Below are 25872 nucleotides of genomic sequence, written 5' to 3'. Positions count from 1 at the left end.
ACCGCCTACGAGCAGATCGAGAGGGACGTCTGATGCCAGGACCACAGCGACGCGGCGGCGGCGCCGGCGGCGGCAACGACCGCCGCGACCGTCGTGACGGCGGGCGGGGGCCCGGCGGCGCGCCTGCCGAGAAGAGCAACTACATCGAGCGCGTGGTGGCCATCAACCGCGTGTCGAAGGTCGTCAAGGGCGGCCGGCGCTTCAGCTTCACCGCGCTGGTGATCGTCGGCGACGGCGACGGCACCGTGGGTGTCGGCTACGGCAAGGCCAAGGAGGTGCCCGCGGCGATCGCCAAGGGCGTCGAGGAGGCCAAGAAGCACTTCTACAAGGTGCCGCGGATCGCCAGCACCATCCCGCACCCGGTGCAGGGGGAGGCGGCGGCCGGTGTCGTGCTCCTCAAGCCGGCCAGCCCCGGTACCGGTGTCATCGCCGGTGGCCCGGTGCGCGCCGTGCTCGAGTGCGCGGGGATCCACGACGTGCTCTCCAAGAGCCTGGGCTCGTCGAACCCCATCAACATCGTGCACGCCACCATGCAGGCGCTGAAGGACCTCGTCCGGCCCGAGGAGATCGCCGCCCGTCGCGGGCTGCCCCTCGAGGACGTCGCCCCGGCCGCCATGCTGCGGGCGCGTGCGGGTCAGGGGGTCTGACGTGGCGCAGCTCAAGGTCACCCAGGTCCGGTCGGCGATCGGCACGAAGCCCAACCAGCGGCAGACGCTGCGGTCCCTGGGCCTCAAGCGGGTCAACGACACGGTCGTGCAGGAGGACCGTCCCGAGATCCGCGGGATGGTCGCCACGGTGACGCACCTCGTCACCGTCGAAGAGATCTGAGCAGGGACTGATCATGACTCTCAAGGTCCACCACCTGCGTCCGGCCCCGGGCGCCCACACCCCCAAGACGCGAGTCGGCCGTGGTGAGGGCTCCAAGGGCAAGACGGCCGGTCGCGGCACCAAGGGCACCGGCGCGCGCGGCACCACCTCCGCGCGCTTCGAGGGCGGTCAGACGCCGCTGCACATGCGGCTGCCCAAGATGTCCGGCTTCAAGAACCGCAACAAGGTCGTGTTCCAGGTCGTCAACCTCGACCGGATCGCGTCCCTGTTCCCCGAGGGCGGGCACGTCGACCCCGACTCGCTCGCCACCGCCGGCGCGGTCCGCCGCGGCCAGCCGGTGAAGGTCCTCGGCACCGGCGACCTGGGCGGCGTCCGGGTCACCGTGCACGCGCACGCCTTCTCCGCCTCCGCGGCGGAGAAGATCGCCGCGGCCGGGGGCAGCACCACCCGCATCTGAGCGACGGACGACCCCCGGGGCCGCACCACCAGCCCCGGGGGTCGTCTGCTGTTCCCGGCCCGTCCGCCCTCCGGCGGGCGGGTTGCGGCCTCTCTCCGGGCCCCCCGCCGCGCGTCCGCGAGTGGTGGGGGCAGGGAAGGTCCTCCGTCGTTGCTAACCTCGTCCGACCGATAAGGGGAGGGCACGTGCTGCAGGCGTTCGCCGCGGCGTTCCGGACGCCAGACCTCCGGCGCAAGTTGCTGTTCTCCCTGGCGATCATCGCCGTGTACCGGCTGGGGGCCGCGATCCCGGGTCCCGGGGTCTCGGTGGAGGCGATCAACAGCTGCCTCGAGCAGGCGCAGGCCTCCGACCAGCGCGACGTCTACTCGCTGGTGAACCTGTTCTCCGGCGGGGCGCTGCTGCGGCTGTCGATCTTCGCGCTGGGGATCATGCCCTACATCACCGCCAGCATCATCGTGCAGCTGCTGGTCGTGGTGATCCCGCGCTTCGAGCAGCTGAAGAAGGAAGGGCAGTCGGGGCAGCAGAAGCTGACCCAGTACACCCGCTACCTCACGATCGCCCTCGCGGTCCTGCAGAGCACCGGCATCATCGCGCTGGCCCGCAGCGGCCAGCTGTTCCCCGGTTGCCAGCAGGAGATCATCCCGTCGCAGAGCATCTGGACGACGGTCATCCTGGTCATCACGCTTACCGCCGGCACCGCCGTCATCATGTGGCTCGGCGAGCTGCTCACCGAGAAGGGGATCGGCAACGGCATGTCCGTGCTGATCTTCACCTCGATCGCGGCCCGCATCCCGGCCGAGGGCGGCGCGATCCTGCAGACCCGCGGCGGCGTCGTCTTCACCGTCGTCTGCGCCTTCGCCCTGCTGATCATCGGTGCGGTCGTCTACGTCGAGCAGGCGCAACGGCGCATCCCGGTCCAGTACGCCAAGCGCATGGTCGGCCGCCGGATGTACGGCGGGACGTCGACCTACCTCCCGCTGAAGGTCAACCAGGCCGGTGTCATCCCGGTCATCTTCGCCTCGTCGCTGCTCTACCTGCCGCAGCTGATCACCCAGCTGCAGGGCGACGAGACCGGGCCGGTGCGGCAGTTCTTCGAGAACTACGTCATCGACCAGAGCAGCCCGGTGCACGTGGCGCTGTACTTCGGCCTGATCGTCTTCTTCACGTACTTCTACGTGTCGATCACGTTCAACCCCGAGGAGCGGGCCGACGACATGAAGCGCTACGGCGGCTTCATCCCCGGCATCCGCCCCGGCCGGCCCACGGCCGAGTACCTGCAGTACGTGCTCTCCCGGATCACCCTGCCGGGGTCGATCTACCTCGGCATCGTGGCGGTGCTGCCCAACTTCTTCCTGTCGATCACGCAGCAGGGAGCGAACCAGAACTTCCCGTTCGGCGGGACCGCGGTGCTGATCATGGTGGGAGTGGGCTTGGAGACGGTGAAGCAGATCGAGACCCAGCTCAACCAGCGCAACTACGAAGGGTTCCTGAAGTAGTGCGCGTCGTGCTGCTCGGTCCCCCTGGAGCCGGCAAGGGGACGCAGGCGCAGATCATCGCGGGACGGCTCGGCGTGCCGGCCATCTCGACCGGCGACATCTTCCGCGCCAACGTCAGCGGCCAGACCGAGCTGGGCCGCAAGGCCAAGGTCTACATGGACGCCGGCGACCTGGTCCCCGACGAGATCACCGTCGCCATGGTCAAGGACCGGCTGGCCGAGCCCGACGCCAAGGCCGGCTTCCTGCTCGACGGGTTCCCGCGCACCATCGCCCAGGCCGAGCAGCTGCGCAGCTCGCTGGCCGAGCTGGGGCACCACCTCGACCGCGTCCTCGAGCTCGTCGTCGAGGAGGAGGAGCTCGTCCGCCGGCTCTCCGGCCGGCGGATGCTCGTTGACGGCGAGTGGGTGCAGCGCGACGACGACAAGCCCGAGACCGTCCGGCACCGGCTGGAGGTCTACCGGGAACAGACCGCGCCGCTCTCGGGGTTCTACGACGGCGAGGGGCTGCTGTCGCGCATCGACGCGATCGGCACCATCGAGGAGGTCACCGACCGCGTGATGACCGCCCTCGGGCAGCCCGGACGGTCAGACGACAGCTGAGGGGACGGCGCCGCGCATGTCGGCCGGGATCCTGAGCCGCCTCCCGCTGTTGGCGAAGTGGAGTGGACGCATGATCCAGATCAAGACGCCGCAGGAGATCGAGCTGATGCGCGGCGCCGGCCTCGTCGTCGCGAAGGCGATCGGCGCCGTGCGCGCCGCCGTCCGTCCCGGCGTGACGACCGGTGAGCTCGACGCCATCGCCGAGGACACCATCCGGTCGGCCGGGGCGGTCCCGTCGTTCCTGGGCTACCACGGCTTCACCGGCAGCATCTGCGCGTCGATCAACGACGAGGTCGTGCACGGCATCCCGGACCCGCAGCGGGTGCTCGCCGAGGGCGACAACATCTCGATCGACTGCGGCGCCATCCTCGACGGCTGGCACGGCGACTCGGCCGTCACCGTCACGGTCGGCCCGCCCTCGGCCGAGGACGCCGCCCTCATCGCCGTCACCGAGCGCAGCATGTGGGCAGGCCTGGCCCGGGCGGTCGCCGGTGGCCGGCTCACCGACATCAGCGCCGCCGTCGAGCAGGCCATCACCGCGGAGCCACACCCCTACGGCATCGTCGACCACTACGGCGGCCACGGGATCGGCACCGAGATGCACCAGGACCCGCACGTCCTCAACTACGGCCGGCCCGGCCGCGGCCCCCGGCTGGTGCCCGGTCTCGCGCTGGCGATCGAGCCGATGGTGACGGTGGGCGACCCCGCCACCGTCGAACTCGAGGACGGCTGGACCGTGGTCACCAAGGACGGCTCCCGGGCCGCCCACTTCGAGCACACCGTCGCCATCACCCCCGAGGGGCCCTGGGTCCTGACGGCGGAGGACGGCGGCGTCGCGGGGCTGGCCCCCTTCGGGATCACCCCCCGCACCTGAGCAAGGGCCCCCTCGCCCCCCACCACTCGCGAGCTCGTGGTGGGACCCTGCGACGGGGCCACCCGGGGCCTTCCGTTGTGACAGAGGCCGGGTTGGAGAGGCCCGTCGCAGCGGGGTACAGTGAACGACGGCGTTCGCGCCGTCCTGTCGTCGTGCTGTGGCCGCACGGCGCGGGACGCCCTCGCGGGAGCGCCTGCACCACCTGGTCTGCAACCACCGCGTACGACCGCCGGGCCCCGGCGTGGTCGTCCGCGACTCCAGCACCACATCCACCAGCACCACCGAGTCAGGGAGGCCGTGTCGGGCATGGCGAAGAAGGACGGGGCCATCGAGGTCGAGGGTCGCGTCGTCGAGCCGCTGCCCAACGCGATGTTCCGGGTCGAGCTGCAGAACGGGCACCGGGTGCTCGCCCACATCAGCGGCAAGATGCGCCAGCACTACATCCGCATCCTGCCGGAGGACCGCGTCGTCGTGGAGCTCTCGCCCTACGACCTGACCCGCGGTCGCATCGTCTACCGCTACAAGTGACCGCCGCCGGCGCGGGGCACCCGAGGGTGCCGCGCGGGCGGCCATCGATCGACAGGAATGAGGGGCGGCAACGGTGAAGGTCCAGCCGTCGGTGAAGAAGATCTGCGACAAGTGCAAGGTGATCCGCCGGCACGGCCGGGTCATGGTCATCTGCGACAACGCCCGCCACAAGCAGCGGCAGGGCTGAGGGAGTACCTGAGACATGGCACGACTGGCCGGCGTCGACCTGCCCCGCGAGAAGCGGATGGAGATCGCGCTCACCTACATCTACGGCATCGGCAAGGCCCACGCCAAGGAGACCCTGGCCGCGACGGGCGTCAGCCCCGACCTGCGCGTCCGGGACCTCGGCGACGAGGACCTGCTGAAGCTGCGCGACTACATCGACGAGCACTTCCGCGTCGAGGGTGACCTGCGCCGCGAGGTGGCCGCCGACATCCGCCGCAAGGTGGAGATCGGCTGCTACCAGGGCCTGCGCCACCGTCGTGGGCTGCCCGTGCACGGTCAGCGCACCCGCACCAACGCGCGCTCGAGCAAGGGCCCGCGCAAGACCATCGCCGGCAAGAAGAAGGCCGGCAAGAAGTAAGTGTGTCCGCGCGCCGTCGCAGCGACCCGTGAGGGCGGGAGCGGCGGTGCGCGACGCGCTCTACCTGGCCACTGATCAGAAGGAAACCGGAGAGAGATGCCTCCCAGGGCTCGCGCCGCGGCTGGGGCCAAGAAGGTCCGCCGCAAGGAGAAGAAGAACGTCGCCCACGGCGCCGCGCACATCAAGAGCACGTTCAACAACACGATCGTGTCCATCACCGACCCCAACGGGAACGTGATCAGCTGGGCCTCGGCCGGCCACGTCGGCTTCAAGGGCTCGCGCAAGTCGACGCCGTTCGCCGCCCAGATGGCCGCCGAGAACGCCGCGCGCAAGGCCCAGGAGCACGGCATGCGCAAGGTCGACGTCTTCGTGAAGGGCCCCGGCTCCGGTCGCGAGACGGCGATCCGCTCGCTGCAGGCGACCGGCCTCGAGGTCGGACAGATCCAGGACGTGACCCCGCAGCCGCACAACGGCTGCCGCCCCAAGAAGCGCCGCCGGGTCTGACCGGCCACTGACGAGACGAACGAGGAGTACCTGACGTGGCCCGTTACGCCGGAGCCGACTGCCGGATGTGCCGGCGCGAGAAGATGAAGCTGTTCCTCAAGGGCAGCAAGTGCGAGTCCCCGAAGTGCCCGATCGAGATCCGGCCCTACCCGCCGGGCGAGCACGGCCGGGGCCGCAGCAAGGACAGCGAGTACCTCCTGCAGCTGCGCGAGAAGCAGAAGGCCCGCCGCATCTACGGCGTCCTCGAGAAGCAGTTCCGCGGCTACTACGAGGAGGCCAACCGCAAGACGGGCAAGACCGGTGAGGTCCTGCTGCAGATCCTCGAGTCCCGCCTGGACAACGTCGTGTACCGGGCCGGCTGGGGCGAGAGCCGCGACATGGCCCGCCAGCTGGTCAAGCACGGCCACATCCGGGTCAACGGCCGCAAGGTCGACATCCCGTCGTACCGGGTGAGCGCCAACGACATCATCGAGGTCGCCGAGAAGTCGCGGCGGATGGTGCCGTTCGAGATCGCCCAGGCCCGCGCCGGCGAGCGTCCCGTGCCGCCGTGGCTGGAGGTCATCAGCGGCCAGCTGCGCGCCGTCGTCCACAGCATCCCGGCCCGCCAGGTGATCGACACCCCGGTCCAGGAGCAGCTGATCGTCGAGCTCTACTCCAAGTAAGGGCTCGCAGCACCACCTGCAGTACCGGCCCCGGCGGGCGGACGGATGTCCGCCGGGGCCAGCACCACTCCCTCACGGCGTCATATGGCGGGCGCCGGAGGTCACAGAGGAGAACACCCATGCTCATCGCCCAGCGTCCGACGCTGACCGAGGAGACCCTCACCGAGCAGCGCTCACGGTTCGTCATCGAGCCGCTGGAGCCCGGTTTCGGCTACACCCTCGGCAACTCGCTGCGCCGCACCCTCCTGTCGTCGATCCCCGGTGCTGCCGTGACCAGCATCCGGATCGAGGGCACCCTGCACGAGTTCACCACCGTGCCCGGGGTCAAGGAGGACGTCACCGAGATCATCCTCAACCTCAAGGGCCTCGTGGTCAGCTCCGACTCCGACGAGCCGGTGACCATGTACCTGCGCAAGCAGGGCCCCGGCGAGGTCACCGCCGCCGACATCGCGCCCCCGGCCGGTGTCGAGGTGCACAACCCCGACCTGCACATCGCCACGCTCAACGGCAAGGGCCGGCTGGAGATCGAGCTGGTCGTCGAGCGCGGCCGCGGCTACGTGCCGGCCCCGCAGAACAAGCAGCCCGGCCAGGAGATCGGCCGCATCCCGGTCGACTCGATCTACTCGCCGGTCCTCAAGGTCACCTACGCCGTCGAGGCCACCCGCGTCGAGCAGCGCACCGACTTCGACCGCCTGGTCGTCGACGTCGAGACCAAGCCGTCGATCGCCCCGCGCGACGCCATCGCCTCCGCCGGCTCCACGCTGGTCGAGCTGTTCGGCCTGCTGCGCGAGCTGAACGTCGACGCCGAGGGCATCGAGGTCGGCCCCAGCCCGGCCGAGGCCGCCGACATCGCCAACTTCTCGATGCCGATCGAGGACATGGACCTCACCGTCCGGTCCTACAACTGCCTCAAGCGCGAGGGCGTGCACACCGTCGGCGAGCTGGTCACCCGCTCCGAGGCCGACCTGCTCGACATCCGGAACTTCGGGGCCAAGTCGATCGACGAGGTCAAGATGAAGCTGGCGGCCATGGGCCTCGCGCTCAAGGACAGCCCGCCCGGGTTCATCCCCACCTCGGTGGAGAGCTACGACGAGGGCTACGAGACCGACGCCTACCACGGCACCGGCGAGTACGGCACCGAGTACGGGCAGGTCCAGTACGACGACGGCTCCTACCAGGAGACCGAGCAGCTCTGACGCTGCACCGGCCGGGCGGTGGGTACCCCACCGCCCGGCCGTGGGCTCCCGGCCCGCCACACTGAGCACAGACGACAGCACCACCCGGAAGCAGCCGGCAACGCCCGCCCGGCCGCCTGAGGAAGGACCGACATGCCCACCCCCACCAAGGGCCCCCGTCTCGGCGGGTCCCCCTCGCACGAGCGGCTGATGCTGGCCAACCTGGCCACCTCGCTGTTCGAGCACGGGCGGATCACCACCACCGAGGCCAAGGCCAAGCGGCTGCGCCCGTTCGCCGAGAAGCTGGTGACCTTCGCCAAGCGCGGCGACCTGCACGCGCGCCGCCAGGTCATGACGGTCATCCGGGACAAGGACGTCGTCCACCACCTGTTCGCCGAGATCGGCCCGCGCTTCGAGAACCGGCCGGGCGGCTACACGCGGATCACCAAGGTCGGCCCGCGGAAGGGCGACAACGCGCCCATGGCGGTCATCGAGCTCGTCGAGGGCCTGACCGTGGCCCAGGAGGCCGTCGGTGAGGCCGAGCGTGCGCGCGGGACCCGGTTCGCCTCCGGCGCCGGCGCGGCCGCCGCCTCCGGCGAGGTCACCGCCGACGCGATCGAGACCGCCGACGCCGACGACACCGCGGCCGACGACACGGCTGCCGTGAGCATCGACGACACCGCTGCCGACGACGCCGCTGCCGCCGACGCCGCGGTCGCCGACGAGGTCGAGGCCGTCGAGGCCGCCGAGGCCGACGCGGAGCCGGCCGACGCCGACACCGTGGCCGCCGACGCCGAGTCCCCGGGCGACACCGAGACCCCGGGCGACGCCGACGCCCCGGGCGGCACCCGGTGACCACGGAGGAGCGTCCGGGCGAGGGCGGCAACGCCGGCGCCGTCGGCGTCCCCGCCAGCGGCGGCGACCAGGGCGCCACGTTCGCCGGTGAGACCACCGGTCCCGGTGGCGACACCTCGCCGGCCGTGACCTCCGGCGACGTCGACCCCGAGGCCCAGCAGGTCGTCACCGACGTCTACAACCCCGACGGCGACCGCCAGGACGAGAGCAACGTCCGGCCGGAGCCGCAGCGGGAGAACGCCGCCGTCGTCGACGACCCGACGCTGTCGCCCGACGTGGCCCGGGCGGCCGCCGCGGAGGTGGAGGCCGCCGAGCTCGGTGACGCCGCCACCTCCGGCACCCTCGCGCCGGGCGGCGAGTCCGCGCCCGACCCCCGCTGAGGAGCGACCACCTCGCAGACGAGCCCGCCACCGTTCCCGGTGGCGGGCTCGTCCGTCTCCGCCTGGACGTCGCCTACGACGGCACCGGTTTCTCCGGCTGGGCCCGCCAGCCCGGTCGGCGCACCGTGCAGGCCGAGCTCGAGACCGGGCTGGCGACGGTCCTGCGGGGCCCCGTGCAGCTGACCGTCGCCGGTCGCACCGACACCGGCGTCCACGCGACCGGGCAGGTGGCCCACGCCGACGTGCCGCACGCCGCCTGGACCGAGCAGGCGGGGCGCCTGGTCCGCCGACTGCGCGGGGTGCTGCCGCCCGACGTCGCCGTCCCGGCCGTCACCGAGGCGCCGCCGGGCTTCGACGCCCGCTTCGGCGCGCTGGCGCGGCACTACGTCTACCGGCTCACCGACGCCGAGGGCGGGCCGTCGCCGCTGCGCCGGGCCGACACCGTCGGCTGGCCACGGCGCCTGGACGCCGGTGCCATGGCCGCCGCCGCCGCACGGCTGCTCGGCCGGCACGACTTCGCCGCCTTCTGCCGCCGCCGCGAGGGCGCCACCACCATCCGCACCCTGCTGGCGCTGGGAGTGGCCCGCGACGGCGACCTGGTGACCGTGGAGGCGTCCGCCGACGCGTTCTGCCACTCGATGGTCCGCAGCCTCGTCGGTGCGCTGCTCGCCGTCGGTGAGGGTCGCCGCGACCCGGACTGGCCGGCCGGCCTGCTGACCCGCCGCAAGCGGGCGGACGAGGTCGTGGTCGCCCCGCCGGGAGGGCTGACGCTGGTGCGGGTCGACTACCCGGCCGACGCCGACCTCGCGGCCCGCGCGCAGCTCACCCGGGCCCTGCGCAGCTGAGTCACGGCAGCGCCGCGACGGCCTCCTCGATCGGCGTCGGCCCGCTGACCAGCTCGACGACCTCGTCGGTCTTGCCGGCGTCGAGCAGCGCCAGCAGGACCGCCGCGACGTCGTCGCGGGGGACGTCGCCGAACTCGACGCCGTGGGTCAGGGTGACCCGGCCGGTGCCCGGGTCGTCGGTGAGCCGGCCCGGCCGCAGGACGACCGTGTCGAGGGCCGGCCGCGGGAGGATCACGTCCTCGGCCCGCAGCTTGGCCTGCAGGTAGGCGGCGAACACCGGGTCCATGCCCTTCGGCGTCCCCTGGCGGGCCTGCTCCACTCCCATCGAGGACACCAGCAGGTAGGGGCGCACGCCGGCCCGCTCGGCGGCGTCGGCCAGCAGCACCGCGGCGGCGTGGTCGACGGTGTGCTTGCGCGCCGCGCCGCTGCCCGGTCCGGCACCCGCGGCGAACACCACGGCGTCGGCTCCCCGGACGGCGTCGGCCACCTCGTCGACCGACGCGGACTCCAGGTCCAGCACGACCGGCGTCACGCCGTCGGCCTCGAGGTCGGCGGCGTGGTCGGGGTTGCGGACGATCCCGACCACGGTGTCCCCGCGGCCGGCCAGGAGGCGACCGAGGCGGCGGGCGACCTGGCCGTGGGCACCGGCGATGGCGACGCGCATGGCGCACCCTATCCGGAGCGCCCGGTCATCCCCAGCCGAGTTCCCCGGCGGCCGCGCGGGCGCGGGCGAGGTCGGCAGGGGTGTCGCAGTCGGTCCAGGGAGGTGGCGTGCCGGGCCGCCGGTCCGGCCGGTGGCGGGTGACCGTCAGCGAGGCGACCACCCGGCGGACCGGCAGCGGGCCGGAGGTGCCGGCGAGCGCCCGCCGCAGCGCGGCCGTCCGCCAGACGCCGAGCAGGTACTGGTCGCGGCCGGCGTCGTCGACGACGAGGACGCCGTCGCCGGTCAGCCGCTCGCGGAGATCGCGCACGAGCGCGTGCGTCACGAAGGGGAGGTCGCCGGCGAGGACGGCGACGACGTCGGTGTCGACGGCGGCCAGACCGGCGCGCATCGCGGCGACCGGGCCACCGCCGGGCGGCCGCTCGCGCACCACCATGACGTCACCGGGCACCGGCTGCGGCGGGCCGACCACGACCCGCGGCTGGGCGTCGGCGACGGCGTCGAGGACGGCGGCCAGCATCGTGCGCCCGCCGACCTCCAGCTGCGGCTTGGCCCGCCCGCCCAGCCGGGCCGCGCGGCCGCCGGCGAGCACGACCGCCGCGTAGGGCGGGAGCGGGGCCGGTGCGGTCACGGACCGACCGTAGGGGCCGCGCGTGGGTACCGTCCCGGTCGTGGGACGAGTCACCAGCCGCACGCCCGTGCTGCGCATCCGGGGCCCCGTGCGCACCACCCGACCCGACACGGTGGCCGCGGAGGAGCCGCTGGAGATCCGGCTCGACGGCACGCCGCTGGCGGTCACGATGCGCACGCCGGGCGCCGACTTCGACCTCGTGCACGGTTTCCTCGCCACGGAGGGGGTCATCGCCGGCGTCGAGGACGTCGCCGGCCTGCGGTACTGCAACTCCGTCGACGACGAGGGCCGCAACACCTACAACGTCGTCGACGTCGACCTGGTGGCCGGCGTCGAGCCGCCCGCCACCGCGCTGGACCGCACCTTCCTCACGTCGAGCTCGTGCGGGGTGTGCGGCAAGGCGAGCATCGACGCCATCCGCACCCGCACCCGCCACGACGTCGCCGCCGACGCCACCCGGCTGGAGCTGGCCACGCTCCTGGCGATGCCCGACCGGTTGCGGGCCGCGCAGGAGGTGTTCAGCAAGACCGGCGGGCTGCACGCCGCCGGGCTGTTCACCGCCGACGGGGAGCTCGTGGCGCTGCGCGAGGACGTCGGCCGGCACAACGCCGTGGACAAGGTCGTCGGCGACGCGGTGCGCGAGGGCCGGCTGCCGCTGGCCGGGCACGTGCTGATGGTCAGCGGGCGGGCGAGCTTCGAGCTGACGCAGAAGGCGGCGATGGCCGGGATCCCGGTGCTGGCCGCGGTGTCGGCGCCGTCGTCGCTCGCGGTGGAGCTGGCCGCCGACGTCGGCATCACGCTGGTCGGCTTCCTCCGCGGCGACGGCTGCAACGTCTACACCCGCCAGGACCGCCTCGTCCTGCCCGACTGACCACGAGCGTGTGCGCCCACGCCGGGTGCTGCTGCCGGGAACGCGGCGCCGGCGCACACCCTCGCCGCGCCGGGTCAGGGCCGCGGGTGGTCGCCGCCGCGGAGCTGGCTGACCACGTGGGGGAGCAGCGGGCCGAGGACGGCCAGCCCGTCCCGCACCCCGCCGGTGGACCCGGGCAGGTTCACGATCAGCGTCCGCGCCGCGGTGCCGGCGATCCCGCGCGAGAGCACGGACGTGGGCACGTTCCCCTCGCCGTAGCGGCGCACCGCCTCGGCCAGCCCCGGGGCCTCCCGCTCGACCACCGCGCGGGTCGCCTCGGGCGTGACGTCGGTGGGCGACAGGCCGGTGCCGCCGGTGGTGAGGACGACGTCGGCCCCGGACGCGACCGCCTCGCGGAGGACGGCGGCCAGCGCGTCGACGTCGTCGGGGCGCACGTGCGGCCCGTCCACGGCGAACCCGAGCTCCCGCAGCCCCTCGGCCAGCGCCTGTCCGCTGCGGTCCTCGTAGACGCCGGCCGACGCGCGGTTGGACGCGGTGACCACGACCGCCCGCGCGCCCTCGGGGAGGGTCACCGCCGCCACTCCCCGCTCTTGCCGCCGGACTTCGCCAGCAGCCGGACGTCGGTGATCGACGCCCGCGGGTCCACGGCCTTGACCATGTCGATGACGGTCAGCCCGGCGACGGCGACCGAGGTCAGCGCCTCCATCTCCACGCCGGTCCGGTCGGCGGTGCGCGCGGTGGCCGTGATCTCGACGGCGTCGTCGGCCACCGTGACGTCCACGGTCACACCGTGCAGCGCGATCGGGTGGCACAGCGGCACGAGGTCCGGCGTCCGCTTGGCCCCGGCGATGCCGGCGATCCGGGCGACCGCGACGGCGTCTCCCTTGGGCACGCCCTCGCCCCGCAGCAGCGCGACCACCTCGGGACTGACCAGCACCCGCCCGGCCGCGGTCGCCTCGCGGGCGGTGACCGGCTTGGCGGAGACGTCGACCATGCGCGCGGCGCCGGTCTCGTCGACGTGGGTCAGCTCGGTCACTGGAGCGCTCCTTCGATCAGGACGACGTCGACCGCGGCGCCCGCGGGCAGCTCGGTGACGTCCTCGGGCACGACGACCAGGCAGTTGGCGCGGGCGAGGTGGGCGACCAGGTGCGAGCCGGGCCCGCCGACCTGGGAGACGCGGCCGGCGTCGTAACGGCCGCGGAGGAACTGGCGGCGCCCGGCGGGGGAGCGCAGCGGCGCGGTGAGCTCCGCGGGCGCCCGCAGCCGGCCCGGCGCGGCGTGGCCGAGCGCCCGGCGCAGCGCCGGCCGCACGAAGACCTCGAAGGACACGAACGAGCTCACCGGGTTGCCGGGGAGGGTCACCACGGGCACGCCGTCGACGGTGCCCGCGCCCTGCGGGCCGCCCGGCTGCATGGCCACCTTGACGAACTCGACGGTGCCCAGCGTGCCGAACGCGTCCTTGACCACCTCGTAGGCCCCGGCGCTCACGCCGCCGCTGGTGACCAGCAGGTCGGCGTCGGCGAGCTCGGCGCGCACGGTACCGAGGAACTGGCCGACGTCGTCGGGCACGAAGTGCAGCCGCCGCGCGGTGCCGCCGGCGTCCTCGACTGCCGCGCACAGCAGCAGCGAGTTGGATTCGTACACCTGCCCGGGCAGCAGCGGCTCACCCGGCTCGACCAGCTCGCTGCCGGTGGAGAGCACCAGCACCCGCGGCCGGCGGCGCACCCACAGCGTCCGCGCGCCCACGGCGGCGGCCAGCCCGAGCTGGGCGGCTCCCAGCGGGCTCCCGGCCTCCAGCGCGACGGTGCCCGCGGTGATGTCCTCCCCGGCCCGGCGCAGGTGGGTGCCGGCGGCGGGTGCGTCGCGGATCTGGACGACGTCGGTGGCCGCGTCGGTCAGCTCCACCGGCACGACCACGTCGGCACCCGGCGGCAGCAGCGCGCCGGTCATGATCCGCTGCACCGTCCCGGCGCGGAGCGGTACGACGTCGGTGCGGCCGGCGGGGACGTCGTCGGCGACCGGCAGCCGGACGGGCAGGCCGGCGAGCTCCGCCGAGCGCGCGGCGTAGCCGTCCATCGCCGAGTTGTCGAAGCCAGGCAGCGGCACGCCGGCGGTCACGTCACGGGCGAGCACGCGGCCGTGCGCCGCGGCCAGCGGCACCTCCTCCTCCCCGAGGGGGGCGAGCAGGGCGGCCACCGCCGCCTGGTGTTCCTCGACCGTGCGCACCCGGCCATCCTGGCCGATGGGCCCCCGCCCGGCTGGCGGGCCCCGGGCGTCGCGGGGAGCGTGGGGGCGTGACCGGCGTCGTGGTCCTGGGACAGGTCGGGCGGGACCTCGTCCTGCGGGTCGGTGGACTGCCGGAGGCCGGCGGTTCGGCGGACGTCGCCGAGCGGCGGGAGGTCCTCGGCGGGAAGGGCGCGAACCAGGCCGTGGCGCTGGCCCAGCTCGGCGTGACCGTGGCGCTGGTGGGTGTGGTGGGCGACGACACCGCGGGCGCCGACGTGACCGCCGCGGCGCGGGCGGACGGCATCGACGTCGGCTGCGTGACCCGGCGCGCCCGGGTGGCGACCGCGCTGCTCGTCGACGTCGTGGAGGACGGCGGCCGCCGCCGGCTGCTCGAGGACGTGCCCGACGGCGTGCTGCTGACCGCCGACGACGTCGCCGCGGCCGCCGGCGCGGTGACCGGCTGCCGGGCGCTGTCCCTGCAGCTGCAGCAGCCGGGGGAGGCGGTGCGCGCGGCGCTGCGGCTGGCCCGCCCCGACGCGCTCGTCGTCGCCGACGGCGCGCCGGCCGACGACGCCACCCGCGCCGCGCTGCTGGACCGCGCCACCGTCCTGCGCGCCGACGCGCAGGAGGCGGGGCTGCTGGTCGGCCGGGCCCTCGGCGGGGTCGACGACGTCCGCGCCGCGGCCCGCGAGCTCGTGGCGGCCGGGCCCCGCCTGGTCGCGCTGTCAGCCGGTGACGACGGTGAGGTGGTGGCCTGGCGGGGCGGTCGTCCGCCGGTGGGCCGGGGTGCGGACTGGCCGCCCGACGGCGTGGTCCGGGTGCCGCTGTCGGACACCGAGCCCGTCGACCCGACCGGCGGCGGGGACGCCTTCGTCGCGGCGCTGACCGCCGCGCTGCTCGACGGCGCCTCCCCGACCGGGGCGGCGCGGGCGGCCTCGGCGGCGGGGACGCTGACGGTGCAGCGGCTCGGTGGCCGGCCGGCACTCACCGCGGACGCACTCGCCGCACAGGTCGCCCGCGAACGCGTGGCCGAGGCATAGGAAGCTCTCCCCACGTCCGCGCGCCCCAGACGTGCGGAGAGCTTCCCATGCCTGACACGAGAGGAGCGCCACGTGGCCGAGTACGAGCGCATGCTGGTCGCCAACGAGCAGTGGGCCCGGGACTTCGGCGGCGAGTTGCCCGTGGCGCCGGCGCGCAAGGTCGCCGTCGTCGCCTGCATGGACTCCCGGATGCCGCTGTTCCCGCTTCTGGGTCTGGCCGTCGGTGACGCGCACGTCATCCGCAACGCCGGCGGCGTGGTCACCGACGACACGATCCGCTCGCTGACCATCTCCCAGCACCTGCTCGGGACCCGCGAGATCGTGCTGGTCCACCACACCGACTGCGGCCTGCAGAAGACCGACGACGCCTCCTTCGCCAACCTCGTCGAGCGGGCCACCGGTGCCCGCCCGCCGTGGCCGGCGCGGGCGTTCACCGACGTCGACGAGGACGTCCGCGAGTCGATCCGGCTGCTGCGGGAGAGCCCGTTCCTGCTGTCGAAGGAGATCTGCGGCACCGTCTACGACGTGTCGACCGGACGGCTCCGCCGCATCGACTGAGATCCGCCCGGCAGGCGCAGGACGCACCACCAGGGCCGTCGCCGCCCCTATCCTCCGCGCCCGTGACGGGGACACGGGGACGCGGGACGGCGGTCGCCCTGGTGGCCGGGGTGCTGCTGGCGGGGTGCACGAGCACGGTGAGCGGGACGGCGACGCCGCTGGCGAGCGCACCGCCCTCGACGAGCGAGCCGCCCGCGGAGACGACGCCGGCGCAGCCGCCGGCCGACGTCACCCCCGCGCCCCGGCCCGGCGTCGGCACGCTGGTGGAGTCGCACCGGATCGCGTCGGTGACCTCCCTGGTGCAGGTCACCTTCCCGGAGCGGACCGACACCTGCTTCCCGTCGGGCCCCTGGAGCGACGCGGCCGCGCTGGACGAGGCCTACTTCGGCACCGGGACGGCCGGGGCGGTCCTCGACCGCTGGGGCTTCGTCACCGCCTGGGGCCAGTGCAACACCGACCCCGCCGACGGACGCAGCACGCTGACGATGGTGGCCGAGCTGTCCGACCCCGAGTCGGCGCGGCGGGCGGCGGCCGAGCTCGCGGAGGACCAGGTCGCCGCGGGCTACGCGCCCGTCGAGGTGCCCGGCCTCGACGGCGAGGTGGTGCTGCAGGAGGACGGCGGGGAGGACCTCGTCCAGGCGTTTGTGCCGGTCGGCCGGATGCTGGCCTACGCCTTCCACGTCACCGGCGCCGGCCGCGGACCCGACGAGGTGGGCCGGCTCCTCACCGACCAGGTGGGGCTGCTGCAGGGCTTCGCGCCCACCCCGCAGGACCAGGTGCCCTCGCTGCCGGTCGACCCCGACGGGCTGCAGCAGCTCACCCTGGACCCGCCGGGGGACCCCACCGACTTCTCCGGTCCCTACGACTTCGAGGGCTACCTGCGGCTGGCCATCGACCCGGTCCGCGAGCGCGACCTGCTCACCGCCAACGGCTTCCGCGGCTTCTACTCCAAGCAGGCCGACGAGGCCGACCTCAGCTACGCCGTGGCGCTGTACGCCTTCCCGTCGTCGGAGCAGACCAACACCGTGTACACGGCCTTCGCCGAGCTGGAGCAGGCCGAGTTCGGCGGCACGCCCTTCACCCTGCCCTCCATCCCCGAGGCGCCGTGCTTCTGGTTCGAGTCGGCGGACGGCTTCTACCAGCGCTGCTACGTCGGCTACGGCAGCCACCTGGCCAGCGTCGACGTCCTGGGCCTGGCGGCGGCCGACGACGTCGCGGCGATGGACCGGCTGCTGCCGGCCCAGCGGGACCTGATCGACGGTTGAAGTCGGAGGACCCCGTCCTCCTCACCCCTCGCACGCTCGGGGCGAGCCTCTGGACGGGGCCGTTCCAGCACGTCACCAGGGGGCCGTTCCCGCACGTCACCCGGGGCCGTTCCGGCACGTCGCAGCGGCCCTGCGGGCCGCTGGTATCGTGGTCGGCTGGTGCGCGGCCGCCGGCTGGTGCGCGCGCGCCGCTCCGTCTCCCGTGCTCGGTGAGGCGATCCCACCAGCCGCCCCGACGACGACGGAGGACACGAGCGCCGTGCGCACGTACTCACCCAAGCCCGGCGAGGTCGACCGCGCCTGGCACGTCATCGACGCCACCGACGTGGTGCTCGGTCGACTCGCCAGCCAGATCGCGACCCTGCTGCGCGGCAAGCACAAGCCCCAGTTCGCCCCGCACGTGGACGTCGGCGACTTCGTCGTCGTCGTGAACGCCGGCAAGGTCGCCCTGACCGGCTCCAAGCGGGACCAGAAGACCGCCTACCGGCACTCGGGCTACCCCGGCGGCTTGCGGGCGATCAACGTCGGCGACCAGATCCGCACGCACCCCGACCGGGTCGTCGAGCGCGCCGTCAAGGGCATGCTGCCGCACAACAGCCTCGGCCGGCAGATGATCAAGAAGCTGAAGGTGTACGCGGGTCCCGAGCACCCGCACGCCGCCCAGCAGCCCCAGACCTTCGAGATCAAGCAGGTGGCCCAGTGACCACGCCCATGACCGCGGCTCCGACCGTGACCGACGCCGAGGGGCGTCCGGTGCAGACCGTCGGCCGGCGCAAGGAGGCGATCGTCCGCGTGCGGCTCGTGCCGGGCACCGGCCAGTTCCGCCTCAACGGCCGCACCCTCGAGCAGTACTTCCCGAACAAGGTCCACCAGCAGCTCATCCGTGAGCCGTTCGTGACCCTCGAGAAGGCCGAGCAGTACGACGTCGTCGGCATCCTCAAGGGTGGCGGCGTCACCGGCCAGGCCGGCGCGCTGCGCCTGGCCATCGCCCGCGCCCTCATCGAGGTCGAGGCCGAGGACCGTCCCGCGCTGAAGAAGGCCGGCTTCCTCACCCGCGACGCGCGGGTCAAGGAGCGCAAGAAGTACGGCCTCAAGAAGGCCCGCAAGGCGCCTCAGTACTCGAAGCGCTGACCGGCACCGCCGTGGGTCGCCTCTTCGGGACCGACGGCGTCCGGGGTCGGGCCAACGCCGACCTCACGCCGGAGTTGGCCCTCTCGGTGGCCCGTGCGGCCGCCGGTGTGCTCGCTGACCGCGACGGGACCTCGCGTCCCGTCGCGGTCGTCGGCCGCGACCCCCGTGCCAGCGGGGAGATGCTCGAGGCCGCCGTGGTCGCGGGCCTGGCCAGCGCCGGCGCCGAGGTGCTGCGCGTGGGCGTGCTCCCGACGCCGGCCGTCGCCTTCCTCACCGCCGAGACCGGCGCCGACCTCGGCGTCATGATCTCGGCGAGCCACAACCCGATGCCCGACAACGGCATCAAGCTGTTCAGCCGCGGCGGTCACAAGCTGCCCGACGCGGTCGAGGCGGCCATCGAGTCGACCGTCCTGGCCGGCGACACGGCCGGGCACCGGCCCTCGGGGGCCGACATCGGCCGGGTCCGCGACCTGCCCGGCGGCGCCGCCGACTACGCCGCGCACCTGCTCTCGACGCTGCCGTCCCCGGTCTCCGGGCTGCGCCTGGTCGTCGACTGCGCGCACGGTTCGGCCGCCACCTGCGCCCCCGACGTCTACCGCCGGGCCGGCGCCGACGTCACCGTCATCGGCGGCGAGCCCGACGGCTGGAACACCAACGACGGCGTCGGGTCCACCCACCTCGGTCCGCTCACCGAGGCGGTCCGGGCGACCGGCGCCGACCTCGGCATCGCCCACGACGGCGACGCCGACCGCTGCCTGGCCGTCACCGCCGCGGGCGAGGTCGTCGACGGCGACGCGATCCTCGCCGTCTGCGCGCTCGGCCTCAAGGAGCGCGGGGCGCTGGCGGCGGACACCGTCGTCGCCACCGTGATGAGCAACCTCGGCTTCCACCACACGATGCGCGACGCCGGCATCGCGGTGCACACCACCGCCGTCGGCGACCGCTACGTGCTGGAGGCCCTGCGCGCCCGCGGGCTCTCCCTCGGCGGTGAGCAGAGCGGCCACCTGGTCTTCCTCGACCACGCCACCACCGGCGACGGCCTGCTCACGGGGCTGGCGCTGCTCTCGCGCATGTCGGCCACCGGGGCCTCGCTGGCCGAGCTCGCCTCGGTGGTGCAGCGGCTGCCACAGACCCTGGTCAACGTGCCGGTCCGCGACCGCATCGCCGTCGTCGAGAGCGACACCGTGGCCGCCGCGGTCAACGCCGCCGAGGAGGAGCTCGGCGACGACGGCCGGGTGCTGCTGCGCCCGTCGGGCACCGAGCAGCTGGTGCGCGTGATGGTCGAGGCGCCCACCCAGGAGCAGGCCGACGGGATCGCCCAGCGCCTGGCGGGGGTCGTCGTCGCCGTCGGCTGAGCCGGGGTCCCTGGCCGGGCCGCGTGTCAGGTGTCGGTGCCCGTGGGACGGCTGGGGCGGCCGACCGGTCTCACACCTCGGAGGGACGGATCGGTCCACCACCGCCGGTACCCTCGGTCCACATGTGCGGCATCGTCGGATACGTCGGCCCGAAGAACGCCCTCGACGTCGTCCTCGAGGGCCTGCGGCGGCTGGAGTACCGCGGATACGACTCCGCGGGCGTGGCCGTCCGGGTGGGCGGCCCCGACTCCGGTGAGCTGGCCGCGGCCAAGAAGGCGGGCAAGCTCGCCAACCTCGAGAAGGTGCTGGCCGACGGGCCGCTGCCGGAGTCGACGATCGGCATCGGGCACACCCGGTGGGCCACCCACGGTGGGCCCACCGACCGCAACGCCCACCCGCACCTGTCCGCCGACGGGCGGGTGGCCGTGATCCACAACGGGATCATCGAGAACTTCGCGGCGCTGCGCGCCGAGTGCGAGGCCACCGGGGTGGAGTTCCGCTCCGAGACCGACACCGAGGTCGTCGCCCACCTGCTGGCCGCCGTCTACCGCGACCTGCCCGCCGGCCCCGGCCGGCTGGCCGAGGCGCTGCGCGCCGTCTCCCGCCGGCTGGAGGGCGCCTTCACGCTGGTCGCCGCGCACGCCGACGAGCCCGACACGCTGGTCGCCTCCCGCCGCAACAGCCCGCTGGTGGTCGGCGTCGGCGACGGCGAGTACTTCCTCGGCTCCGACGTCGCGGCCTTCATCGCGCACACCCGCGAGGCGCGCGAGCTCGGGCAGGACCAGGTCGTGGAGATCGACCGCACCCGTGGGGTGAGCGTCACCGACTTCGACGGCGCCCCCGCCGAGCCGGTGGCCTACACCGTCGACTGGGACGCGGCCGCCGCGGAGAAGGGCGGCCACGACTGGTTCATGCTCAAGGAGATCGCCGAGCAGCCGCAGGCCGTCGCCGACACCCTCCTCGGCCGGCTCGGCGACGACGGCGAGCTCGTGCTCGACGAGGTCCGGCTGTCCGACCAGGACCTGCGCGACATCGACAAGGTCTTCGTCGTCTCCTGCGGCACCAGCTACCACGCCGGGCTGATCGCCAAGTACGCCATCGAGCACTGGACCCGCATCCCGGTCGAGGTCGAGGTCGCCAGCGAGTTCCGGTACCGCGACCCGGTCCTGGACCGCTCGACGCTGGTCGTCGTCATCAGCCAGTCCGGCGAGACGATGGACACCCTCATGGCGCTGCGGCACGCCAAGGACCAGAAGGCCCGCGTCCTGGCCATCTGCAACGTCAACGGCTCGACGATCCCGCGCGAGTCCGACGCCGTGCTCTACACGCACGCCGGCCCGGAGATCGCCGTCGCCTCGACCAAGAGCTTCCTGGCCCAGATCGTCGCCTGCTACCTCGTCGGGCTGTTCCTGGCCCAGGTGCGCGGCATCAAGTACGCCGACGAGGTCGCCGCGATCGTGCACGAGCTGCAGAAGCTGCCCGAGGCCGTCGCGCAGGTGCTCACCCAGATGGAGCCGGTGCGCGAGCTCGGCCGGTCGCTGGCCGACGCCGGCACGATCCTGTTCCTCGGCCGGCACGTGGGCTTCCCCGTGGCGCTGGAGGGGGCGCTCAAGCTCAAGGAGCTCGCCTACATCCACGCCGAGGGGTTCGCCGCCGGCGAGCTCAAGCACGGCCCGATCGCGGTGGTCGACGAGGGCACCCCGGTGGTGGTCATCGCGCCGTCGCCGCGCGGGCGCAGCCTGCTGCACGGCAAGGTCGTCTCCAACATCCAGGAGGTCCGGGCCCGCGGCGCGCGCACGATCGTCATCGCCGAGGAGGGCGACGACGACGTCGTCCCCTACGCCGACCACCTCATCCGGGTGCCGCGGACGCCGACCCTGCTGGCCCCCGTGGTCACCACCGTGCCGCTGCAGATCCTCGCCTGCGAGATCGCCGACACCCGCGGCTTCGACGTCGACCAGCCGCGCAACCTGGCCAAGAGCGTCACCGTCGAGTGAGGCCCGCGCACGATCAGGTGACCTGATCGTGCGGCGTCCTCCCTCACCGCCGGCCGTGCGGGAGGACGCGCTGCGGTGCGGGAGGACGCGCTGCGGTGCGCCAGGACGGCGCGATCCGCGGCCGCACGGCAGACTGACCGGGTGATCATCGGGGTCGGGATCGACGTGGTCCCCGTGACCCGCTTCGCCGAATCGATGGTCCGCACCCCGGGACTGCGCGACCGGCTGTTCACCGAGGCCGAGCAGACCACCCCGCGCGGGACCGAGCGCTCCGCCGAGTCCCTCGCCGCGCGGTTCGCCGCGAAGGAGGCGGTGGCCAAGACGCTCGGCGCGCCCGGCGCCCTGCGCTGGCACGACGTCGAGGTGACCGTCGGCGACCACGGCCGGCCGCACCTGGAGGTCCGCGGCACCGTCGCCGCGCGGGCCGCCGAGCTGGGCATCACCCGCTGGCACCTGTCGCTCAGCCACGACGGCGGGATCGCCTCGGCGGTGGTCGTCGGCGAGGGCGGACCTGCGCCGGAGGGCGCGCCGTGATCGGCCTGTCCACCGTCGCCGAGGTGCGCGCCGCGGAGGACGTGCTGCTGGCCGCCACCCGCGAGGGCGCGCTCATGCAGCGCGCGGCCACCGGGCTGGCCACCGTCTGCCTGCGGCTGCTCGGCCGGGCGCACGGCACCCGCGTCACGCTGCTGGTCGGCGGCGGCAACAACGGCGGCGACGCGCTGTTCGCCGGCGCGCACCTGGCCGCCCGCGGTGCCCGGGTCACCGCCGTCCTGCTCGACGCCGCCCGCGCCCACCCCGCCGGGCTGGCCGCGCTGCGCCGCGCGGGCGGCCGGGTCACCGGACCCGACCGCGCCGACGGGCTCGACCGCGCCGACCTCGTGCTCGACGGGATCGTCGGCATCGGCGGCCACGGCGGGCTGCGCCCCGACGCCGCGCGGCTGGCGGAGCGGGCGGCCACCGGCCCGGGGCTGACCGTCGCCGTCGACGTCCCGAGCGGCGTCGACGCCGACACCGGCGCGGTGGAGGGCGCGGCGTTCCCCGCGGTGCACACGGTCACCTTCGGCGCGGTCAAGCCCGGCCTGGTCACCGGAGCGGGCCGCGGGTACGCCGGCACGGTGCACCTGGTCGACATCGGCCTGGGCCCGCACCTGGCCCCCGCCCGGGCGCACCAGCTCACCGACGCCGACGTCGCCGCGCACCTGCAGCCGCCCGGCGCCACCGACGACAAGTACTCCACCGGCGTGGTCGGCGTGGCCGCAGGCTCCGCCGCCTACCCCGGCGCCGGGGTGCTCTCCACCGGGGCGGCGCTGCGCACGCGGCCGGGCCTGGTCCGCTACGCCGGCACCGCGGGCGACGCGGTGCGCGCGGCGTGGCCGGAGGCGATCGTCACCGACGGCCGGCCCGGTGACGCCGGGCGGGTGCAGGCCTGGGTGGTCGGCCCGGGCGCCGGCACCGACGACGCCGCCCGCGACGTGCTGGCCGAGGTGCTGGCCACCGACCTGCCCGTCGTGGTCGACGCCGACGCGCTGACGCTGGCCGCCCGCGAACCGGAGCTGGTCCGCGGCCGGGAGGCCCCCACCGTGCTCACCCCGCACGACCGCGAGTTCGCCCGCTTCGGCGTCCCGGTGGGCCCCGACCGGATCGGCAGCGCCCGCCGGCTGGCCGCCGACCTCGGCGCCGTCGTCCTGCTCAAGGGCGACGCCACCGTCGTCGCCGACCCGGACGGGACGGCCTACGTCAACGCGACCGGCACCTCGGACCTCGCCACCGCCGGCAGCGGCGACGTGCTGTCCGGCATCCTCGGCTCGCTGCTGGCCACCGGCGCGCCCGCCGCGCGGACCGCCGCGGCCGCCGCGCACCTGCACGGCCGGACCGGGCAGGTCGCCGCCGAGGCGGGGCCGATCGTGTCCGGCGACCTGGTCCGGCGGCTCCCCGAGGCGGTGCGCCGGGTCCGCGGTCCCGGCCTGGGACACTGGGGGGTGTGAACGCACCCCGGGCCGAGGTGGTCGTCGACCTCGACGCGATCGCGGCCAACACCGCCGTGCTCCGCGAGCGGGTCGGCCGGCCGCTCATGGCGGTGGTCAAGGCCGACGGCTACGGGCACGGCCTGGTCCCCGCGGCCCGCGCGGTGCTGGCCGGGGGTGCCGACCAGCTCGGCGTCGCGGTGCTCGAGGAGGCGCTGGCGCTGCGCGCGGCCGGGGTGCGCGCGCCGCTGCTGGCCTGGCTGCACACGCCCGGCACCGACTTCACCCCGGCGCTGGAGGCCGACGTCGAGGTGTCGGTCAACGCCGAGTGGGGTCTGGCCGAGGTGGTCGACGCCGCCCGCGCCACCGGCCGGACCGCCCGGTTGCACCTGTTCGTCGACACCGGCCTGTCCCGCGAGGGCGCCACGGTGGCCGACTGGCCCGGCCTGGTCGCCGCGGCCGCCCGCGCACAGGCCGACGGCGAGGTCGAGGTCGTCGGGCTGTGGAGCCACATGGCCTACGCCGACGCGCCCACCCACCCGACGATCGGCGCCCAGGTCCGGCTGTTCGAGGAGGCCCTCGGCATCGCGTCGGCCGCCGGGCTGCGCGGCCGCCGGCACCTGGCCAACTCCGCGGCCACCGTCGCGCTGCCCGACACCTGGTACGACATGGTCCGGCCCGGCATCGCCCTCTACGGCCTGGACCCGCTCGGCGGCGACCCCGCCGCCCACGGCCTGCGGCCGGCGATGACCGTGCGCGCCCGGGTGGCGCTGACCAAGCGGGTCCCCGCCGGCGCCGGCGTCTCCTACGGCCACACCTACGCCCCGGCCACCGAGACCACGCTGGCCCTGGTGCCGGTCGGCTACGCCGACGGCGTGCCCCGGGCCGCGGGCAACCGCGCACCGGTGCTCGCCGGCGGCGCGCAGCGCACCATCGCCGGGCGGGTGTGCATGGACCAGTTCGTCCTCGACGTCGGCGACGCGGCCGTCGCGGCAGGCGACGAGGTGGTCCTGTGGGGTCCCGGTGACGGCGGCGAGCCGACCGCGCAGCAGTGGGCCGACGCGGTCGACACCATCCACTACGAGCTGGTGACCCGGGTCGGGGGGCGCTTCACCCGCCGCCACGTCGGGTCCGCGGGAGCGATCTGATGGCACAGCGGCACGTCCTGTCCCGGCTGCAGCGGGCGCCGGAGCCCAGGACGGGCCTCGCCGGCGCGTTCGAGCGGCACCCGGCGGCAGGCGTCGCCGGTGCCGTCGTCGGCCTGGCGGCGGCGACCACCGCCGTCGGCGTGGCCGTGGCCCGGATCGCCACCCGCCGGGTGCGGGCCGAGCGGCTCAGCCCGGGCGGCGCGCTCCCCGAGGGCGCCAGCGACGCCGACCTGCGCGAGGACGACCCACTCGGTGCCGCGTCCCGCCGGGCCGACCGCACCGCGCTGGTGCAGGCCGACGACGGCGTGCTCCTGGCGGTGGAGGAGGTCGGCCCGCTCGACGCGCCGCTGACGGTCGTCTTCGTGCACGGCTACACGCTGTCGATGGCGTCGTGGACCTTCCAGCGGCGGGCCCTGGGCGCCCAGCTCGCCACGGCCAACGGCCACCGGCCCGCGGCGCGGCTGGTCTTCTACGACCAGCGCGGCCACGGGTCCTCCTCGCGCGGGCCGGCCGAGAACTCCACCATCGAGCAGCTCGCCCGCGACCTCGCCGCGGTGCTGGAGGCGCGGGTGCCCACCGGGCCGGTCGTGCTCGTCGGCCACTCGATGGGCGGGATGACCGTCATGGGCCTGGCCGCGCTGCACCCCGAGCTGTTCGGCACGACGGTGGCCGGGGCGGCCCTGGTGTCGACGTCGAGCGGCAACCTCGCCGACCTCGACTTCGGCCTGCCCGAGTTCCTCACCCGCGTCCGGGCGGCCGTGCTGCCCATCGCGGCGTTCACCATGCGCCGCCGGCCGGCCTTCGCCGAGCGCACCCGCCGGCTGGCCGCCGACGTCGTCTCGGCGGCCACCTGGTCGCTGTCGTTCGCCTCCACCGACGTCGACCCGCGGTTGGGCCGCTACGTCGACGCGATGATCGCCGGCACCCCGGTCGACGTGATCGCCGAGTTCTACCCGGCGCTGGCCGGCCTCGACCACGCCGGCGTGCTCGAGCCGCTGCGCGCGGTACCGACGCTGGTGCTCACCGGGGACGCGGACAAGCTGATCCCGATGGCGCACAGCGACACCCTGGTCGAGCTGCTGGGCGGGGAGGGGCCGGGGGTCGAGTACGTCGTCGTCCCCGAGGCCGGGCACCTGGTGCCGCTGGAGAAGCCCGAGGAGGTGACCCGCGCGCTGGGCCGGCTGGTGCGCCGGGTGGCCGCCGGGGTCGCCGGGCGCGTCCTGGACTGAGGGCCGCTGC

General features: G+C 74.6%; 32 protein-coding genes. 27 read left to right on the top strand and 5 right to left on the bottom strand.

The window, feature by feature from the left end; all coding sequences use genetic code 11:
- The first annotated feature begins 32 nt into the window (after window positions 1-32).
- From rpsE to truA, 15 genes are all read left to right on the top strand, one after another.
- Window positions 33-647: a 30S ribosomal protein S5 gene (rpsE, locus tag ACI79V_RS14245; RefSeq protein ID WP_026857030.1), complete on the top strand. Its 615-nt coding sequence runs from the start codon at window positions 33-35 to the stop codon at window positions 645-647.
- Between the two features lies 1 nt (window position 648).
- Complete coding sequence (rpmD, locus tag ACI79V_RS14240) at window positions 649-828, top strand: 50S ribosomal protein L30 (protein WP_456874293.1); 180 nt, start codon at window positions 649-651, stop codon at window positions 826-828.
- A gap of 13 nt (window positions 829-841) precedes the next feature.
- Window positions 842-1285, top strand: coding sequence for a 50S ribosomal protein L15 (gene rplO, locus ACI79V_RS14235; protein ID WP_456874292.1), 444 nt, complete (start codon window positions 842-844; stop codon window positions 1283-1285).
- A 185-nt stretch (window positions 1286-1470) separates the two neighbouring features.
- On the top strand, window positions 1471-2781 hold the full coding sequence (gene secY, locus ACI79V_RS14230; RefSeq protein ID WP_456874291.1) for a preprotein translocase subunit SecY: 1311 nt from the start codon (window positions 1471-1473) through the stop codon (window positions 2779-2781).
- Window positions 2781-3380 (top strand): adenylate kinase, encoded by a 600-nt coding sequence (locus tag ACI79V_RS14225; RefSeq protein WP_456890268.1) that lies wholly within the window; start codon window positions 2781-2783, stop codon window positions 3378-3380. The genes secY and ACI79V_RS14225 overlap by 1 nt, the downstream gene beginning before the upstream one ends.
- Window positions 3381-3450: 70 nt before the next feature.
- Window positions 3451-4254, top strand: coding sequence for a type I methionyl aminopeptidase (gene map / locus ACI79V_RS14220; RefSeq protein WP_456890267.1), 804 nt, complete (start codon window positions 3451-3453; stop codon window positions 4252-4254).
- 306 nt (window positions 4255-4560) lie between these two features.
- The gene (infA, locus tag ACI79V_RS14215; RefSeq protein ID WP_012950459.1) at window positions 4561-4782 is read left to right on the top strand and encodes a translation initiation factor IF-1; all 222 of its coding nucleotides are present in this window, start codon (window positions 4561-4563) and stop codon (window positions 4780-4782) included.
- A 73-nt stretch (window positions 4783-4855) separates the two neighbouring features.
- A complete protein-coding gene (rpmJ, locus tag ACI79V_RS14210; protein ID WP_012950458.1) occupies window positions 4856-4969 on the top strand; it encodes a 50S ribosomal protein L36 in 114 nt (37 codons plus the stop codon).
- A gap of 15 nt (window positions 4970-4984) precedes the next feature.
- On the top strand, window positions 4985-5365 hold the full coding sequence (gene rpsM / locus ACI79V_RS14205; RefSeq protein ID WP_456874288.1) for a 30S ribosomal protein S13: 381 nt from the start codon (window positions 4985-4987) through the stop codon (window positions 5363-5365).
- Window positions 5366-5461: 96 nt separating this feature from the next.
- Entirely contained in the window at window positions 5462-5869 is a 408-nt protein-coding gene (gene rpsK / locus ACI79V_RS14200) for a 30S ribosomal protein S11 (RefSeq protein ID WP_014377968.1), read from the top strand.
- 35 nt (window positions 5870-5904) lie between these two features.
- On the top strand, window positions 5905-6531 hold the full coding sequence (gene rpsD / locus ACI79V_RS14195; RefSeq protein WP_456874287.1) for a 30S ribosomal protein S4: 627 nt from the start codon (window positions 5905-5907) through the stop codon (window positions 6529-6531).
- A 119-nt stretch (window positions 6532-6650) separates the two neighbouring features.
- On the top strand, window positions 6651-7727 hold the full coding sequence (locus ACI79V_RS14190; RefSeq protein WP_456874286.1) for a DNA-directed RNA polymerase subunit alpha: 1077 nt from the start codon (window positions 6651-6653) through the stop codon (window positions 7725-7727).
- A gap of 132 nt (window positions 7728-7859) precedes the next feature.
- Window positions 7860-8561, top strand: a complete 702-nt coding sequence (gene rplQ, locus ACI79V_RS14185) for a 50S ribosomal protein L17 (RefSeq protein WP_456890266.1) — start codon at window positions 7860-7862, stop codon at window positions 8559-8561.
- Window positions 8558-8941, top strand: a complete 384-nt coding sequence (locus ACI79V_RS14180; protein WP_456874284.1) for a hypothetical protein — start codon at window positions 8558-8560, stop codon at window positions 8939-8941. Before rplQ ends, ACI79V_RS14180 begins: the two co-directional genes overlap by 4 nt.
- Complete coding sequence (gene truA, locus ACI79V_RS14175) at window positions 8938-9786, top strand: tRNA pseudouridine(38-40) synthase TruA (protein ID WP_456890282.1); 849 nt, start codon at window positions 8938-8940, stop codon at window positions 9784-9786. The genes ACI79V_RS14180 and truA overlap by 4 nt, the downstream gene beginning before the upstream one ends.
- Before the next feature lies 1 nt (window position 9787).
- Here the strand turns inward: truA and ACI79V_RS14170 are convergent, their stop codons facing one another.
- Both ACI79V_RS14170 and mobA read right to left on the bottom strand, forming a co-directional pair.
- Window positions 9788-10450: an NAD(P)-binding oxidoreductase gene (locus ACI79V_RS14170; protein WP_456874283.1), complete on the bottom strand. Its 663-nt coding sequence runs from the start codon at window positions 10448-10450 to the stop codon at window positions 9788-9790.
- 25 nt (window positions 10451-10475) lie between these two features.
- Window positions 10476-11078, bottom strand: a complete 603-nt coding sequence (gene mobA / locus ACI79V_RS14165; RefSeq protein WP_456890264.1) for a molybdenum cofactor guanylyltransferase — start codon at window positions 11076-11078, stop codon at window positions 10476-10478.
- 40 nt (window positions 11079-11118) lie between these two features.
- Between mobA and fdhD the strand changes: the two genes are divergently transcribed.
- Window positions 11119-11949: a formate dehydrogenase accessory sulfurtransferase FdhD gene (gene fdhD / locus ACI79V_RS14160; RefSeq protein WP_456890262.1), complete on the top strand. Its 831-nt coding sequence runs from the start codon at window positions 11119-11121 to the stop codon at window positions 11947-11949.
- Between the two features lie 74 nt (window positions 11950-12023).
- Here fdhD and ACI79V_RS14155 read toward each other — a convergent pair whose 3' ends face one another.
- Genes ACI79V_RS14155 through moeA form a run of 3 tightly spaced genes read right to left on the bottom strand, consistent with a single transcriptional unit; the run spans window position 12024 to window position 14175 of the window.
- The gene (locus ACI79V_RS14155) at window positions 12024-12521 is read right to left on the bottom strand and encodes a MogA/MoaB family molybdenum cofactor biosynthesis protein (protein ID WP_456890260.1); all 498 of its coding nucleotides are present in this window, start codon (window positions 12519-12521) and stop codon (window positions 12024-12026) included.
- A complete protein-coding gene (moaC, locus tag ACI79V_RS14150) occupies window positions 12518-12985 on the bottom strand; it encodes a cyclic pyranopterin monophosphate synthase MoaC (RefSeq protein ID WP_456874279.1) in 468 nt (155 codons plus the stop codon). Before moaC ends, ACI79V_RS14155 begins: the two co-directional genes overlap by 4 nt.
- Window positions 12982-14175 carry a molybdopterin molybdotransferase MoeA gene (gene moeA / locus ACI79V_RS14145; RefSeq protein ID WP_456890258.1) on the bottom strand — a complete coding sequence of 398 codons (1194 nt, stop codon included), beginning with the start codon at window positions 14173-14175 and terminating at the stop codon, window positions 12982-12984. Before moeA ends, moaC begins: the two co-directional genes overlap by 4 nt.
- 68 nt (window positions 14176-14243) lie before the next feature.
- Here moeA and ACI79V_RS14140 point away from each other — a divergent pair, with 68 nt between their 5' ends.
- The 11 genes from ACI79V_RS14140 to ACI79V_RS14090 all read left to right on the top strand — a co-directional run bounded on the left by ACI79V_RS14140 (window position 14244) and on the right by ACI79V_RS14090 (window position 25862).
- On the top strand, window positions 14244-15215 hold the full coding sequence (locus ACI79V_RS14140; protein WP_456890256.1) for a PfkB family carbohydrate kinase: 972 nt from the start codon (window positions 14244-14246) through the stop codon (window positions 15213-15215).
- 72 nt (window positions 15216-15287) lie between these two features.
- Window positions 15288-15773, top strand: a complete 486-nt coding sequence (locus tag ACI79V_RS14135; RefSeq protein ID WP_456890254.1) for a beta-class carbonic anhydrase — start codon at window positions 15288-15290, stop codon at window positions 15771-15773.
- Between the two features lie 62 nt (window positions 15774-15835).
- Window positions 15836-17038: a DUF7373 family lipoprotein gene (locus ACI79V_RS14130; RefSeq protein ID WP_456890252.1), complete on the top strand. Its 1203-nt coding sequence runs from the start codon at window positions 15836-15838 to the stop codon at window positions 17036-17038.
- Between the two features lie 259 nt (window positions 17039-17297).
- On the top strand, window positions 17298-17741 hold the full coding sequence (gene rplM, locus ACI79V_RS14125) for a 50S ribosomal protein L13 (protein WP_456874274.1): 444 nt from the start codon (window positions 17298-17300) through the stop codon (window positions 17739-17741).
- Window positions 17738-18169, top strand: coding sequence for a 30S ribosomal protein S9 (gene rpsI, locus ACI79V_RS14120; protein WP_456874273.1), 432 nt, complete (start codon window positions 17738-17740; stop codon window positions 18167-18169). The genes rplM and rpsI overlap by 4 nt, the downstream gene beginning before the upstream one ends.
- Before the next feature lie 11 nt (window positions 18170-18180).
- The gene (glmM, locus tag ACI79V_RS14115) at window positions 18181-19524 is read left to right on the top strand and encodes a phosphoglucosamine mutase (protein WP_456890250.1); all 1344 of its coding nucleotides are present in this window, start codon (window positions 18181-18183) and stop codon (window positions 19522-19524) included.
- Between the two features lie 122 nt (window positions 19525-19646).
- Window positions 19647-21521: a glutamine--fructose-6-phosphate transaminase (isomerizing) gene (gene glmS, locus ACI79V_RS14110; RefSeq protein WP_456890249.1), complete on the top strand. Its 1875-nt coding sequence runs from the start codon at window positions 19647-19649 to the stop codon at window positions 21519-21521.
- A gap of 141 nt (window positions 21522-21662) precedes the next feature.
- Complete coding sequence (locus tag ACI79V_RS14105; protein ID WP_456890248.1) at window positions 21663-22055, top strand: holo-ACP synthase; 393 nt, start codon at window positions 21663-21665, stop codon at window positions 22053-22055.
- On the top strand, window positions 22052-23506 hold the full coding sequence (locus ACI79V_RS14100) for an NAD(P)H-hydrate dehydratase (RefSeq protein ID WP_456890247.1): 1455 nt from the start codon (window positions 22052-22054) through the stop codon (window positions 23504-23506). The genes ACI79V_RS14105 and ACI79V_RS14100 overlap by 4 nt, the downstream gene beginning before the upstream one ends.
- On the top strand, window positions 23503-24633 hold the full coding sequence (gene alr / locus ACI79V_RS14095) for an alanine racemase (RefSeq protein ID WP_456890245.1): 1131 nt from the start codon (window positions 23503-23505) through the stop codon (window positions 24631-24633). Before ACI79V_RS14100 ends, alr begins: the two co-directional genes overlap by 4 nt.
- A complete protein-coding gene (locus tag ACI79V_RS14090; RefSeq protein WP_456890243.1) occupies window positions 24633-25862 on the top strand; it encodes an alpha/beta fold hydrolase in 1230 nt (409 codons plus the stop codon). Before alr ends, ACI79V_RS14090 begins: the two co-directional genes overlap by 1 nt.
- Window positions 25863-25872 lie beyond the last annotated feature (10 nt).

The sequence above is a fragment of the Geodermatophilus sp. SYSU D00700 genome (genome assembly GCF_054050255.1).
This window is presented reverse-complemented; position numbering and strand designations above follow the sequence as displayed.

Coding starts and splice junctions, on each gene's coding strand:
- rpsE (WP_026857030.1), top strand. CDS start 33: ATGCCAGGACCACAGCGACGCGGCGGCGGCGCCGGCGGCGGCAACGAC.
- rplO (WP_456874292.1), top strand. CDS start 842: ATGACTCTCAAGGTCCACCACCTGCGTCCGGCCCCGGGCGCCCACACC.
- map (WP_456890267.1), top strand. CDS start 3,451: ATGATCCAGATCAAGACGCCGCAGGAGATCGAGCTGATGCGCGGCGCC.
- infA (WP_012950459.1), top strand. CDS start 4,561: ATGGCGAAGAAGGACGGGGCCATCGAGGTCGAGGGTCGCGTCGTCGAG.
- rpsM (WP_456874288.1), top strand. CDS start 4,985: ATGGCACGACTGGCCGGCGTCGACCTGCCCCGCGAGAAGCGGATGGAG.
- rpsK (WP_014377968.1), top strand. CDS start 5,462: ATGCCTCCCAGGGCTCGCGCCGCGGCTGGGGCCAAGAAGGTCCGCCGC.
- ACI79V_RS14190 (WP_456874286.1), top strand. CDS start 6,651: ATGCTCATCGCCCAGCGTCCGACGCTGACCGAGGAGACCCTCACCGAG.
- rplQ (WP_456890266.1), top strand. CDS start 7,860: ATGCCCACCCCCACCAAGGGCCCCCGTCTCGGCGGGTCCCCCTCGCAC.
- ACI79V_RS14170 (WP_456874283.1), bottom strand. CDS start 10,450: ATGCGCGTCGCCATCGCCGGTGCCCACGGCCAGGTCGCCCGCCGCCTC.
- glmS (WP_456890249.1), top strand. CDS start 19,647: ATGTGCGGCATCGTCGGATACGTCGGCCCGAAGAACGCCCTCGACGTC.
- ACI79V_RS14090 (WP_456890243.1), top strand. CDS start 24,633: ATGGCACAGCGGCACGTCCTGTCCCGGCTGCAGCGGGCGCCGGAGCCC.